11 protein-coding genes and 1 riboswitch are annotated in these 13132 nt (G+C 75.2%); of the genes, 6 read left to right on the top strand and 5 right to left on the bottom strand.

All coding sequences use genetic code 11. The features are described 5' to 3' along the window. Window positions 1-16 precede the first annotated feature (16 nt). The 5 genes from ABD899_RS00055 (at window position 17) to purH (ending at window position 6330) form a co-directional block, all read left to right on the top strand. Window positions 17-1288, top strand: coding sequence for a cell division protein PerM (locus ABD899_RS00055; protein ID WP_345200919.1), 1272 nt, complete (start codon window positions 17-19; stop codon window positions 1286-1288). Then, window positions 1285-1872 (top strand): phosphoribosylglycinamide formyltransferase, encoded by a 588-nt coding sequence (gene purN / locus ABD899_RS00050; protein ID WP_345200917.1) that lies wholly within the window; start codon window positions 1285-1287, stop codon window positions 1870-1872. Before ABD899_RS00055 ends, purN begins: the two co-directional genes overlap by 4 nt. Window positions 1873-1876: 4 nt before the next feature. Then, a complete protein-coding gene (locus tag ABD899_RS00045) occupies window positions 1877-4075 on the top strand; it encodes an alpha-galactosidase (protein WP_345200915.1) in 2199 nt (732 codons plus the stop codon). A 12-nt stretch (window positions 4076-4087) separates the two neighbouring features. Further along, window positions 4088-4513, top strand: a complete 426-nt coding sequence (locus tag ABD899_RS00040) for a pyridoxamine 5'-phosphate oxidase family protein (protein ID WP_345200913.1) — start codon at window positions 4088-4090, stop codon at window positions 4511-4513. A gap of 75 nt (window positions 4514-4588) precedes the next feature. After that, a riboswitch (ZMP/ZTP riboswitch) is annotated at window positions 4589-4666 on the top strand. Window positions 4667-4701: 35 nt separating this feature from the next. After that, entirely contained in the window at window positions 4702-6330 is a 1629-nt protein-coding gene (gene purH, locus ABD899_RS00035; RefSeq protein ID WP_345200911.1) for a bifunctional phosphoribosylaminoimidazolecarboxamide formyltransferase/IMP cyclohydrolase, read from the top strand. Between the two features lie 2 nt (window positions 6331-6332). Here the strand turns inward: purH and ABD899_RS00030 are convergent, their stop codons facing one another. Together ABD899_RS00030 and ABD899_RS00025 are read right to left on the bottom strand one after the other, a co-directional pair. Beyond that, the gene (locus tag ABD899_RS00030) at window positions 6333-7349 is read right to left on the bottom strand and encodes an acyltransferase family protein (RefSeq protein WP_345200909.1); all 1017 of its coding nucleotides are present in this window, start codon (window positions 7347-7349) and stop codon (window positions 6333-6335) included. A 27-nt stretch (window positions 7350-7376) separates the two neighbouring features. After that, a complete protein-coding gene (locus ABD899_RS00025; RefSeq protein ID WP_345200906.1) occupies window positions 7377-8312 on the bottom strand; it encodes a carbamate kinase in 936 nt (311 codons plus the stop codon). A gap of 222 nt (window positions 8313-8534) precedes the next feature. Here ABD899_RS00025 and ABD899_RS00020 point away from each other — a divergent pair, with 222 nt between their 5' ends. Continuing rightward, on the top strand, window positions 8535-9476 hold the full coding sequence (locus tag ABD899_RS00020; RefSeq protein ID WP_345200903.1) for a DMT family transporter: 942 nt from the start codon (window positions 8535-8537) through the stop codon (window positions 9474-9476). Window positions 9477-9624: 148 nt separating this feature from the next. Here ABD899_RS00020 and ABD899_RS00015 read toward each other — a convergent pair whose 3' ends face one another. From ABD899_RS00015 to ABD899_RS00005, 3 genes are all read right to left on the bottom strand, one after another. Next, window positions 9625-11118: a carboxyl transferase domain-containing protein gene (locus tag ABD899_RS00015; protein WP_345200900.1), complete on the bottom strand. Its 1494-nt coding sequence runs from the start codon at window positions 11116-11118 to the stop codon at window positions 9625-9627. Beyond that, the gene (locus ABD899_RS00010; protein WP_345200898.1) at window positions 11115-12344 is read right to left on the bottom strand and encodes a CaiB/BaiF CoA transferase family protein; all 1230 of its coding nucleotides are present in this window, start codon (window positions 12342-12344) and stop codon (window positions 11115-11117) included. The genes ABD899_RS00015 and ABD899_RS00010 overlap by 4 nt, the downstream gene beginning before the upstream one ends. 172 nt (window positions 12345-12516) lie before the next feature. Then, on the bottom strand, window positions 12517-12867 hold the full coding sequence (locus tag ABD899_RS00005) for a hypothetical protein (protein WP_345200894.1): 351 nt from the start codon (window positions 12865-12867) through the stop codon (window positions 12517-12519). Window positions 12868-13132 lie beyond the last annotated feature (265 nt).

Here is a 13132-nt window from a genome sequence, read left to right as displayed (position 1 = left end):
GCGCACACTGGTCGCGATGACCGTCACCGAGCGACTGCGTGCCGTCCTTCCCGGTTCCTCCGAGCCGGCGGATGCCGGTGAGCCCGGCACGCCGACAGCCCCCGGCGGCGAGGCGGTGGGTGCCGGCTGGCAGCGCGCCGGCGTCGTCGGGCTGCTCACCGGGCTCGCGTCGGTGCTCGTCGTCGTGGGTCCGGTCGTGCTGGCGTGGCTCGTCGAGCCGGTCGGTGCGGGCACCCCCGGGCAGGCCGTCGGCACCGGCGCCGCGCTGTGGCTGCTCACGTCGGGTGCCCACGTGGCGGTGGGTGGGGTGACGGTCTCGCTCGTGCCGCTCGCCGGCCTCGCGCTGCTCGTGCTCGTCGCGTGGCTCGGGGCGAGGGAGGCGATGGTCGACGTCTCGACCGACGGTGAGTACTGGTGGGGGCTCCTGCCCACGCCCCTGGCCGCCGCACTCGGCGCGTGGTGGGCCGGGTATGCCGGCGCCGTCGTCGGCGCGGTGGCGCTCACCTTCGCCGGTCCGGTCCGCGTGGGCCCGCTCTCGCTCGTCGTGCCCTCGGTCCTCGTGCCGCTGGCCGCCCTCGCCCTCGCGCTGCGACCGGTCGCCCTCGACGACCCGGACGTCCTCGGACCCCGGTTGTCCCTCGCACGGGTCCCCGACACGATCCGACGCGGGGTGCGGCCGGGGCTCGCCGGCGCCGGGGTGCTGCTCGCGGCGGGCCTGGTCGCCGTCGTGGCCGCGGTCGCGCTGGCGTGGGGGGAGGTCTCGACGATCTCCGAGGGGGTCGCGGCAGCGGGGCTCGGTGGGGTCGTCCTCGCCCTCGCCCAGGTGGCCTCCCTGCCGAACCTCGCCCTGTGGGCGGTGTCGTTCCTCGCGGGGCCCGGTTTCCGCGTCGTCGACGGCGGCGACGTGACGTGGTCGGGTGCCGAGGGTGGGCTGCTCCCCATGGTGCCGGTGCTCGCTGCGCTGCCCCGGCCCGGGGCGTTCCCGTGGTTCGTCGCCCTCGGCGGCCTCGTCGTCGTCGGGGTCGGGGCCCACGCCGCTCGGCGGGCGCTGTCCGAGGTGGCCCGGCTGTCCCGGCTCCGGACGAAGCTGGCCGTCGCGTTCTGGGCCTGCGTCACGACCGCCCTGGTCATCGCCGGGCTCGACGTCCTCGCCGGGGGCTCGGTCGGGCAGTTCCGGCTCGCCGACGTCGGGGCCCCCGCCGGCCGGCTGTTCCTGGCGCTGCTCGCCGAGCTGTGCCTCGGCGCCCTCGTCGTCGTGGTGCGCGACGCGTGGAGGCTGCGCCGGTGACCTCGCCACTGCGCGTCGTCGTCCTCGTCTCCGGGGCGGGCAGCAACCTGCAGGCCCTCATCGACGCCGCCGCCGGCGACGGCGCGCCCTTCCGGCTCCTCGCCGTGGGAGCCGACCGTGACGGGACGCTCGGCGTCGAGCGCGCCGCGACGGCCGGCATCCCGACGTTCGTCTGCCGCGTGCCCGACTACCTCACGCGTGCCGACTGGGACCTCGACCTCGAACGGCAGATCTCGGCGGTCGACCCCGACCTCGTCGTGTCGGCCGGCTTCATGAAGGTGCTCGGCCCGGCGGTCCTCGGTTCCCACCGCGTCGTCAACACCCACCCGGCGCTGCTGCCGAGCTTCCCGGGTGCCCATGGCGTCCGCGACGCCATGGCCCACGGGGTGCGGGTCACCGGGTGCACGTGCCACTGGGTGGATGCCGGCGTCGACACCGGCCCGATCATCGACCAGCGCTGCGTGCGGGTCGAGGACGACGACACCGTCGAGTCGCTCCACGAGCGGATCAAGGTCGTCGAGCGCGAGATGCTCGTCGACGTCGTGCGCGCCCTCGCGGCCGACCGGTCCTGGCAGGGAGACTGAAGCGATGACGCCCGACACGGTCACGCTGCGAGGCGGCGGCTGCGCCCTCGTCCTCTCCGGCGACGGGGGCGGGCTGCCGCACGTCGCGTACTGGGGCGCCGACCTGCCGGATGCCGCGCTCGCCGACGTCGCACTCGTCACCGGCCGACCGGTGCCACACAACCAGCTCGACCTGCCGTGGCACCTCAGCGTCCTGCCGACGTCCGGCGAGGGGTGGCTCGGCACCCCGGCCTTCGCCGCGCACCGCGCCGGCGGGCGCACGGCCCCGCGCTGGGTCGCCACCCTCGAGGCAGGCGACGGCGACCCCGGGACGAACGGCAGGGCCGGCGCCGGCGAGGCGACCGCGGTCGTGCGCGCGACGGCATCCGACGTCGGTGCCGAGGTGGTGCTGCGCTACCGGCTCGACGAGCACGGTGTGCTCGTCGTCGGGTCCGAGCTGACGAACACGTCGACCGAGGAGACCCCGCTCGACGTCGGCGCGCTGCGCGCCGTGCTGCCGCTGCCGACCCGGGCCGACGAGGTGCTCGACCTCACCGGGCGGTGGTGCCGGGAGCGCTCGCCGCAGCGCCGGCCCCTCGCCGACGGCACGTGGCTGCGCACCGGGCGCCGCGGCCGCACCGGGCACGACGCGACCCTGCTCCTCGTCGCCGGCACGGCCGGCTTCGGCTTCCGATCGGGTGAGGTGTGGGCCACCCACGTCGCGTGGAGCGGCAACCACGAGCACCTCGTCGAGCGGCTTCCCGAGGGCGCCGGGGCGCACGCGTCGGTCATCGGCGGCGGCGAGGCCCTCGCGCCGGGGGAGCTGCGGCTCGGCCCGGGCGAGACGTACACCGCGCCCCCCGTCGTGTTCGTGCACTCCACCGAGGGCCTCGACGGGCTGACCCGCAGCCTCGTGCGCCACCAGCGCGCCCAGGCCGGCTACCGCTCCACCCCGCGCCCGCTCGTGCTCAACACGTGGGAGGCGGTCTACTTCGAGACCGACCTCGACCACCTCAAGCGGCTCGCCGACACCGGGGCGTCGATCGGGGTCGAGCGGTTCGTCCTCGACGACGGCTGGTTCGGGTCACGGCGCGACGACCACCGCGGGCTCGGCGACTGGGTCGTGTCGCCCGACGTGTGGCCCGACGGCCTCGGCCCGCTCGTCGACCACGTCAAGGGCCTCGGCATGCAGTTCGGGCTGTGGTTCGAGCCCGAGATGGTCAACCTCGACTCCGACCTCGTGCGCGCCCACCCCGAGTGGGTCCTCGGCCCGGTGGCCGGCCCGCCGCACCCCTCGCGCCACCAGCACGTGCTCGACCTCGCCGACCCCGGCGCGTTCGCGCACGTCCTCGAGGCGATGAGCGCCCTCATCGGGACGTACGGCATCGACTTCGTCAAGTGGGACCACAACCGCGACCTGCACGAGGCCGTGCGCACCGACGACGGTGGCACCGACCGGCCCGCGGTGCGCGCCCAGACGTTCGCGACGTACCGGTTGCTCGACGAGCTGCGCCGGCGGCATCCCGACCTCGAGATCGAGTCGTGCTCGAGCGGCGGGGCGCGCGTCGACCTCGGCGTCCTCGCCCGCACCGACCGGGTGTGGACCTCGGACTGCAACGACGCCCTCGAGCGGGTCGCCATCCAGCGCTGGACCGGCCTGCTCGTGCCACCGGAGCGGATGGGGTCGCACGTCGGCCCACCGACGGCGCACACGACCCACCGGCACCTCGACCTCTCGCTGCGCATGCTCGTCGCGCTCGGCGGCCACGCCGGCCTCGAGTGGGACATCACGACGTGCGACCCGGACGAGCTCGAGGCGCTGCGGGCGTGGTCGGCGCTGTACCGCGAGCTGCGGCCGCTGCTCCACGGCGGCGATGCCGTGCGGTCCGACCACCCGGACGACAGCATCGACGTCGGAGGGGTCGTGGCGCCGGACCGCTCGGCCGCGGTCCTCACCGTCGTCCAGGTCGCCACCGGCCGCGGGGTCACCCCCGGTGCGGTACCGCTGCCCGGGCTCGACCCCGGCCGCACCTACCGCGTGCGGGTCCGGCGAGAGGCCGGGCTGCCGGTGACCGTGCAGGTGGAGCCCCCGGCGTGGTGGGAGGCGGCGACGGGCGAGGGCCTCGTCGTCAGCGGCGCGGCCCTCGGCGCGGCCGGGCTGGCCATGCCGGCCCTCCTGCCCGGTCAGGGCTTCCTGCTCCACCTCGAGCCCGCGCAGGGGTGACACACTCGCCGGGTGGCCACCCACCCCGCAGACCTGTCCGCCCCGGCCCTGGAGTTCCTCGCCGAGCGGCACCTCGCGACCCTGACGACGCTGCGCCGGGACGGGTCGCCGCACGTCGTTCCGGTCGGCTTCACGTGGGATGCCGTGGCGCTCGTCGCGCGCGTCATCGCGAGCCGGTCGAGCGCGAAGGTCCACCAGGCCCGGGCCGGCCGGCGGGCCGCGCTGAGCCAGGTGCAGGGCCGGCGGTGGGTCACCCTCGAGGGGATGACCCGCGTGCTCGAGGACGCCGCGTCGGTGCGCGACGCCGAGGAGCGGTACGCCGTGCGCTACCGGGTGCCGCGACCGAACCCGGAGCGCGTCGTCGTCGTCCTCGAGGTCGACCGGGTGCTCGGTGGCTCCTGGCCGCACCCGCTGCCGCCCTCGCCCTACCCGCGATGAGTGCCGACGTGGTGGCCGGGGCGACCGTTTCCGCACCCACGGCCGGGGTGGGGCGAGCACGTCGTCCTCGGTAGACTGCGGCCCGACGACTGGCGAGGGTGGTGCACCACCGGGAAGTCTCGCGTCGGGGCATCGCCCGCCTGGGTGCCCCGCAGGTTGACCCGACCGACCCGCAAGGAGCGCCCGCCATGCCCGACGCCGTCACCGCCCCCGGCCCCTCGCAGGACGTCCGCCCGGTGCGCCGCGCGCTCGTCTCCGTCCACGACAAGACCGGCCTCGAGGACCTCGTCCGCGGCCTGCACGACGCCGGGGTCTCGCTCGTGTCCACCGGCGGCTCGGCCGCCCTCATCGAGTCGCTCGGCCTGCCCGTGACGAGGGTCGAGGAGCTCACCGGGTTCCCCGAGTGCCTCGAGGGCCGGGTCAAGACCCTCCACCCGCGGGTGCACGCCGGCATCCTCGCCGACACCCGCAAGCCCGACCACCTCGAGCAGCTCGCCGAGCTCGGGGTCGAGGCGTTCGAGCTCGTCGTCGTCAACCTCTACCCGTTCGCCGCGACCGTGGCCTCGGGCGCCGGCCCCGACGAGTGCGTCGAGCAGATCGACATCGGCGGCCCCTCGATGGTCCGGGCGGCGGCGAAGAACCACCCGAGCGTCGCCGTCGTCACCGACCCGTCGACGTACGGCCGCGTGCTGGATGCCGTGCGTGGCGGCGGCTTCACCCTCGAGCAGCGCACGCGCCTCGCCGCCGAGGCGTTCGTGCACACGGCGACCTACGACGTGCACGTCGCCTCGTGGATGGGCAACGCGTACACCGACACCTCCGATGGCACCGGCTTCCCCGCCTGGGCGGGCGGGACGTGGAGCAGGTCGGCGGTGCTGCGCTACGGCGAGAACCCCCACCAACGAGCCGCCCTCTACGCCAACGGGTTCCAGCCCCAGCCGGGGCTGGCCCAGGCCCGTCAGCTGCACGGCAAGGAGATGTCGTACAACAACTACGTCGACGCGGATGCCGCGGTGCGCGCCGCCCACGACCACGGTGACCTGCCGACCGTGGCCGTCGTCAAGCACGCCAACCCGTGCGGCATCGCGGTCGGCGCCGACATCGCCGAGGCGCACCGCAAGGCGCACGAGTGCGACCCCGTCTCGGCCTTCGGCGGCATCATCGCCACGAACCGGCCGGTCACCGCCGACATGGCGCGCACCGTCGCCGACATCTTCACGGAGGTCGTCGTGGCCCCCGGCTTCGACGCCGACGCGCTCGAGGTCCTCACGGCGAAGAAGAACATCCGCCTCCTCGAGTGCGCGGCACCGCGGCGTGGCGGGGTGGAGACGCGGCCGATCAGCGGTGGCCTGCTCATGCAGGAGCGCGACGGCGTCGACGCCGTCGTGCGCTCCGAGGACGGCTCGGTCACCGGCGGCGACGACGCCGCGCACTGGCGGCTGGTCTCCGGCGACCCGGCGGACGACGCCGTCCTCGCCGACCTGCAGTTCGCGTGGCGCGCGGTGCGCGCGGTGAAGTCGAACGCCGTCCTGCTCGCCCGCGACGGTGCCTCCGTCGGCATCGGCATGGGGCAGGTCAACCGCGTCGACTCGTGCCACCTCGCCGTGTCACGCGCGGGTGAGGAGCGCGCGCGGGGCGCCGTCGCGGCATCCGACGCGTTCTTCCCCTTCGCCGACGGGCTCCAGGTGCTGATCGATGCCGGGGTGCGCGCCGTCGTCGCCCCGGGCGGGTCGGTGCGCGACGCCGAGGTGGTCGAGGCCGCCCGGGCGGCGGGCGTGACGATGTACGTCACGGGCACCCGCCACTTCGCGCACTGACGTCAGGCCCGCGGTCGCACAGCAGGCCGGCGCAGCCGGTGCACGAGCCACTCGAGGGGACCGGTGCCCCACGTGCGCTCCAGGGCCCAGCACGAGCCGACGACGACGACGAGGCTGGACCCGAGCACCCACCACGTGTCGTCGCGGGCCTGGTCCCTGACGGCGGCGACCAGCGCGAGCCACAGGATCTGCAGGGTGTAGGCGCTGAGCGCGAGCCGCCCGGTGGCGAGCAACGGTTCCGCGACGCGCCCGGCGCCATGGTCCCGGAGGACCTGGACGACGCCGAAGGAGAGCACGACGGACGCGCAGCCCAGGAGCGTGGCACCCGAGATCTCGGCCGTCGTGCCCGAGTAGGCCGACGCCCCGGCGGGGGTGAGCGCGCCGACGAGGTAGGTGCCCAGCCCCGCGACCGTGAGCAGGCCCCCGACCGCCCACGCTGCCGGCAGCCGACCGGCGCGGCGGAGCACGGTGGCGAGCGCCAGACCGCCGAGCGCCATCGCGAGCAGCGAGATGACCCGGTACGACCCGCCCGCGGCGAGCCAGTGCACGAGCTCTAGGACCACCCGGGGACGGTCGCCGCCCGTCGCCGTCCACGCTCTCGCCCGGTCCATGACGAGCGGGCTCACGATCGACAGGATCGCTGAGAGGACGACGGTGCGGACCGGCATCCGGTGCAGGAGCAGGGCCAGGGGAGCGAGGACGACGACGAGGAGGCCGAGGTACGGCAGGATGACCGCGATCTGGTGGTAGACCCGCTGGAGCAGCACCCCGAGCACGATGAGCACGCTCGCCCGCACGGCGTTGTCACGCAGGAAGGGCCCGGCGGCCGGCCGGCGCTCGGCGAGCTGGACGCCCATCGAGGTGCCGATGATCACCGCGAACAGCGGCGCCGTGAGGTACTCGCTGACCGTCAGGGGCCCGCCGACCGGGCTGAGGTGGGCGACGAGCATCGAGACCACGGCCAGCCCGCGGGCGGCGTCGAGGCCGTCGAGGCGCGGCGGACGGGCGGCGGTCGGCATGGGGCCAGTGTGCCGGGGGCCCCCGGCTCAGTCGGCTTCGATGACGGTGCCGAAGCCGCCCTCGACGGCGTCGGTGATCCGGGCCAGCGACGTGATGACGCTGCGCGGGCCTCCACCGGCGACGAACCGGGTGGCGGCGTCGACCTTGGGGCCCATCGACCCCGAGGCGAACTGGCCGTCCGCGGCGTGCGCCCGCATCTCGGCGAGCGTGACCCGGCCGAGGTCGCGCTGCTGCGGGGTGCCCCAGCCGACGGCGGCGTGGTCGACGTCGGTGGCGATGACGAGCACGTCGGCGCCGAGTGTGCGGGCGAGCAGGGCGGCCGTGAGGTCCTTGTCGATGACGGCCTCGACGCCGCGCAGCCGGCCGTCGGCGTCGCGGACGACGGGGATGCCCCCGCCGCCCGCCGCGACGACGACGTGACCGGCATCCAGCAGGGCGCGCACGGCCGGGACGTCGAGCACCTCGATGGGCTCCGGGGAGGCGACGACGCGGCGCCAGCCCTTCTCGCCGCGGTCCTGCCAGACCTGCCCGTGCTCGACCATCTGCCGGGCCTGACCGGCCGGCAGGTAGCGGCCGATCGGCTTCGTCGGGTGGGTGAAGCCGGGGTCGTCGCGGTCGACGAGGGTGCGGGTCACGACGGCCGAGACGGGGCGGGCGGCCCCGAGGGTCGCGAGGGCGGCGTCGAGGGCGTCGAGGATCGTGAAGCCCAGGGTCCCCTGGGTCTGCGCGCCGCACCAGTCGAGCGGCACGGGTGGGACGACGTGCGCCGAGAGCTCGTTCTTGACGAGCAGGTTGCCGACCTGGGGCCCGTTGCCGTGCGTGATGACGACCTCGTGCCCCGCGGCGACGAGGTGGGCGGTGGCCTGCATGGCGACCTCGATCGCGGCTATCTGGGCCGCAGGGGTGGCGCTGCCGTCGAGTCCGGTCATCGCGTTGCCGCCGAGGGCGAGCAGGACCCGCATGGCAACCTCCTCGTCTCACCCGCGCCGAGTGCCCGGGCTCCCGACGATAGGGAGCGGTGCGGGGCTCGGCGTTGTCAGGACCTGCCCAACGAGGGGCGCCCGGTTGTCACCTGCGCCCCGGCTCGTCGAGGTCGTGTGCCGAGGTGGCTGCCCTGGCAACCACCTGAGCACCCAACCCGAAGGAGTCGCCCGGGGTGGGGCCGGGGTGCGAGGCTGTCGCCCATGACCCCGCCCCGTGCCACCGACCGCACCTGGCTCGTCGCGATCGCCGCCTCGTTCTGGGGGCTGTCGGCCCTGTGGCGCGGACCGCTCGCCCAGGAGTACCCCGCCCTCGCGATCGTCTTCTGGGAGCACCTCGTGCTCGTCGTGATCGTCAGCCCGTGGGTCGTCCCGGCGGCGCGGCGGGCGCTCGCCGCGAGCACCCGCACGAAGGTGAGCGTCGTCGTCATCGGGGCCGGGTCGTCGGCGCTCGCGACGACGCTGTTCACCGCGGCGTTCCGGCTCGGCGACCCCATCACGCCGCAGGTGCTCCAGAAGCTCCAGCCGTTGTTCGCGATCGCCCTCGCCGCGGTCGTGCTCGGAGAGCGGCTGCGGCCGAGCTACGCGCTCTTCGCCGTGCCGGCCGTGGCCGGGGCGTGGCTGCTCGCCTTCCCCGAACCGCTGGGGGTCACCGTCTCGAGCGCCCAGGCCGCGGCGCTGGCGGTGGGGGCCGCCGCGCTCTGGGCGGCCGGCACGGTGCTCGGCCGCGCGGCGAGCGCCGAGCTGCGGTTCTCCGACCTCACGGCGCTGCGGTTCGCGATCGGCCTCGTGACACTGCTCGTCATCAGCGGGGTCACGTCGACGCCGCTCGCGGTCGGGCTCGACGCCGCGCCGAACATCCTCCTGCTCGTGCTCTTCCCGGGGCTGCTCGCGCTCGTGTTGTACTACCGCGCGCTCGGCCGCACCCCGGCGTCACGGGCCACCCTCGCGGAGCTCGCCTTCCCGCTGACGGCGGCGCTCGTGGGCATCCTCGCCTTCGACGCGACCCTGTCCCGGTCGCAGTGGCTCGGCTTCGCCGTCGTCCTCGCCTCGGTCGTCGGCCTCGCGCTGCACGAGCAACGCAGCCGGCGCCCGTCGGTCGACGTGCCCGACGCGGCCGAGGAGGCGCTGGCGCCGACCCGCTGACCGGCATCCGACGTCGGTGCCGTCTCTCGCGGACTCAGGAGCACTTCGCGGGCTCAGGTCCGAGTGAGGCCCTGAGCGGTCGGAGTGCTCCTGACTTCGCGGGGGAGGGAGAGGACGACGTGGGATGCCGGGCGGCTCGCACGGGGGGTCAGAGGGCACGCCAGCGGTCGCGGCGGGCGGTGAGCCGCTCCGGCGACGGCATCGCGACGAGCGTGCGCAGCTCGTGCCGGATCGCCTGGGCCATCCGGCGGCAGTAGGCCTCGGGCTCCGCGGCGGCATCGGGGCGCTCGGCGACGATGCGGTCGACGATGCCCGCCTCGAGCAGGTCGAGCGAGCGCACCCGCTGCTGCTCGGCCAGCTCCGGGGCCCGGTCGACGGTGCGGTGGAGGATCGCTGAGGCGCCCTCGGGCGGCAGGGGCGACAGCCACGAGTGCTGCGCGGACACGACGCGGTCGGCCGGCATGAGCGCGAGGGCCCCGCCTCCGGCGCCCTGACCGAGGAGCACGCAGACCGTCGGCACCGGCAGGACGACGAGCTCGGCGAGGCAGCGCGCGATCTCGGCCGCCATGCCGCCCTCCTCCGCCTCCTTCGACAGGGCGGCCCCGGCCGTGTCGATGACGCTGACGAGGGGCAGCCCGAGCTCGGTGGCCAGCCGCATGCCCCGGCGAGCGACCCGCAGCCCCGACGGTCCGAGCGGCGCCTCGGCGTGCTCGGCGCGACGGTCCTGGCCGAGGACGACGCACGGCATCCCCTCGAAGCGCGCCACGGCGAGGAACAGGCTGCGGTCCCACTCGCCCGCGCCGGTGCCGAACAGCGGGACGACGTCAGTGGCCCCGAGCCGGAGCAGGGCGCGCACGCCGGGACGCTCGGGGTGGCGGGAGCGGGTCACCGACTCCCACGCGGGGAGGTCGGGGAGCGGTTCCCGCGGCACGTCCTCGACGGGGGTGAGGTCGGGGGTGGTCAGGACGATGTCGAGGAAGCGCCCGGCGATCGCGGGCAGGGCCTCGACGGGTTGCACGGCGTCGAGCAGCCCGTGGGCGTAGAGGTTCTCGGCGGTCTGCACGTCGTCGGGGAAGGGCTCGCCGTAGAGCGCCTCGTAGACCCGCGCCCCGAGGAAGCCGATCGTCGCGCCGGGCTCGGCGACGGTCACGTGCCCGAGCGAGCCCCACGAGGCGAGGACGCCGCCGGTCGTCGGGTGGCGCAGGTAGGTCATGTAGGGCAGCCGGGCGGCCTTGAACGTGGCGACCGCACCGGAGATCTTCACCATGGTGACGAAGGCCGGGGTGCCCTCCTGCATCCGGGTGCCACCGGATGCCGGCGCGGCGAAGAGGGGGAGCCGCTCGCGGGTCGCCCGCTCGAAGGCCAGCGTCACGCGCTCGGCGGCGGCGCGCCCGATCGAGCCGGCGAGGAAGCGGAACTCGCCCACGACGACCGCGACCCGGTGCCCGCGGATGCGTCCCTCTCCCGTGAGGATCGACTCGTCGGTGCCGGCCCGCTGCGCCGCTGCGGCGAGCTCGGCGGCGTAGGCGCTGTCCGGCTCGGTGACGCCGAGCGGGGCCTCGTCCCACGACACGAAGGTGCCCTCGTCGAGGACGGCGGCGAGCAGCTCGCGGGCCCCCGGGCGGCGAGGGCGCTCGGTCACGAACCGGCCCCGCCGGCGGCGTCGACGCCCCGATCGGCGCCCTCGGCGGCGTCGGCGGCGTCGACGGCGTCGAGCCACGCCCGGACGGCGTCGTTGTGCTCGCCGAGCAGCGGGGGGTGGAGGTGCTCGCTGCGACCACCGGCAAACGCGTTGTCGTCGAAGCGGATCGGCGGCCCGGGGATCTCGATGCGGCCGAGGAGTGGGTGGTCGACGTCGATGACGAGACCCTGGCTGCGGGTCTGCTCCCACTCGTAGACGCGGTCGAGCGTGCGCACCTCACCGGCGGGGATGCCGAGCTCGGCGAGCCTGGCCATGAGCTCGTCCTGCGGGATGTCCGCGAAGGCGGCGTCGAGCGTCTCGACGACGAGCTCCCGGTTGCCGACGCGCTCGCGGTTCGTCGCGAACCCCGGTGCCGCGGGGTCGATCCCGAAGGCGGTCGCGAGCTTCTGCCAGAGGCTCTCGCTGCCGCAGGAGAGCTGGATCATCCCGTCGGCACAGGTGAACAGGCCGTAGGGGCAGATGGAGGGGTGGTGGTTGCCGCCGGCGCGCCCCACCTCCCCGGCGACGGTGTAGCGCGTGCCCTGGAAGGCGTGCACCCCGACGATGGACGCGAGCAGCGAGGTCCGGACGACGCGGCCCCGGCCGGTGCGGGTGCGCTCGTGCAGGGCCGCGACGACCCCGTACGCGCCGTACATCCCGGCGAGGAGGTCACCGATCGGCACCCCGACGCGCTGGGGGTGGTCGGGGTCGGCGCCGGTGAGCGACATGAGGCCACCCTCGCCCTGGGCGATCTGGTCGTAGCCGGGGCGCCCGCCCTCGGGGCCGTCGTGGCCGAACCCGCTGATCGACAGCAGCACGAGCCCCGGGTTGAGCTCGTGGAGCCGCTCGACGTCGAACCCGAGGCGGTCGAGCACCCCGGGCCGGAAGTTCTCGAGCAGGACGTCCGCGTGCGTGACGAGCCGGGCGAGGGTCTCGCGGCCGTCGTCCGACTTCAGGTCGAGGGTCACCGACTCCTTGTTGCGGTTGCACGACAGGAAGTACGTCGACACCGGCTCGTCGTCGGGCCCGACGAAGGGCGGACCCCAGCCACGGGACTCGTCACCGCCGTCGGGGCTCTCGACCTTGATGACGCGTGCCCCCATGTCGGCGAGCATCATGCCGCAGTGCGGTCCGGCGAGGGCGCGGGTGAGGTCGATGACGACGACGTCGTCGAGGGGTCCGCTCACGGTGTGCTCCTGGCGTCGGTGGAAGGGGCGGGGTCCCGTCCACCTTCCCACGCGGCACCCGGCACCGGTGGGCAGGGCGGGCCGTCCCGGCGTCTCCGGGGCCGTCACGTCGTGCCAGCCGGATGCCGTTCGCGGGGCAGGTGCCGCACGAGACAGCGCGTCGCTCGGAGGGTCAGCCGCTCGTCCGGTCGAGGTGCTGGAGGAGGCCGTGGGCGGCCAGCTCGACCTCCTTGTGGCGCCACTCGCCGGCCCGGTAGACGCAGGCGATGAGGGCGCTGCGATGCACCCGGCGCAGGTCGCCGACGACGAAGGCGTAGCGGCCCTTGGTCTCGTCGGTCGCCCCCCGCGTGAGGCCGAGGTGCCACGCGCCGTACTCGGCCCACGAGTGCCGCTCGAGATAGGCGTTCTCGCGCGCGGCGTCGGGCTGCACCTCGCCCCAGTCGCTGTCGAGGACGTACTGGTGCTTGTCGATGAGGTCGCGCGCGCGGGCGACCGCAGCCTGGTTCACGTCGTACTCAGCCATCATCCTAGTCTCACTTCTGCGCGCGTCGAGAGGGGCGACCGCTGCCGAGGGGTTGCGACGGCAGCCCGGACCCGGCGTCCGGATGCCGTGGCGTGGCCAGGCCTGCGCTGGGCGTGGAGTCGCGCTCGGGCGGCGCGGCCGGGGTCGGTGGGTGGAGGCGGTGGGGTGGAGGCGGTGGGTGCGGTGCCTGTCGGATCGTGACCTGGTTGTGACCTTTCCGGGTGTGGGACAGGCCTGTTCGTAGGGGTGGGTGTCGGTGGTCGCC

This window comes from Fodinibacter luteus, assembly GCF_039541575.1.
In the GTDB taxonomy this organism is placed as follows: domain Bacteria; phylum Actinomycetota; class Actinomycetes; order Actinomycetales; family Dermatophilaceae; genus Fodinibacter; species Fodinibacter luteus.
This window is presented reverse-complemented; position numbering and strand designations above follow the sequence as displayed.

Bases quoted from the DNA above. Each gene is read 5' to 3' on its own strand.
- ABD899_RS00055 (WP_345200919.1), top strand. From the start codon at position 17: ATGACCGTCACCGAGCGACTGCGTGCCGTCCTTCCCGGTTCCTCCGAG.
- ABD899_RS00045 (WP_345200915.1), top strand. From the start codon at position 1,877: ATGACGCCCGACACGGTCACGCTGCGAGGCGGCGGCTGCGCCCTCGTC.
- purH (WP_345200911.1), top strand. From the start codon at position 4,702: ATGCCCGACGCCGTCACCGCCCCCGGCCCCTCGCAGGACGTCCGCCCG.
- ABD899_RS00030 (WP_345200909.1), bottom strand. From the start codon at position 7,349: ATGCCGACCGCCGCCCGTCCGCCGCGCCTCGACGGCCTCGACGCCGCC.
- ABD899_RS00025 (WP_345200906.1), bottom strand. From the start codon at position 8,312: ATGCGGGTCCTGCTCGCCCTCGGCGGCAACGCGATGACCGGACTCGAC.
- ABD899_RS00020 (WP_345200903.1), top strand. From the start codon at position 8,535: ATGACCCCGCCCCGTGCCACCGACCGCACCTGGCTCGTCGCGATCGCC.
- ABD899_RS00005 (WP_345200894.1), bottom strand. From the start codon at position 12,867: ATGGCTGAGTACGACGTGAACCAGGCTGCGGTCGCCCGCGCGCGCGAC.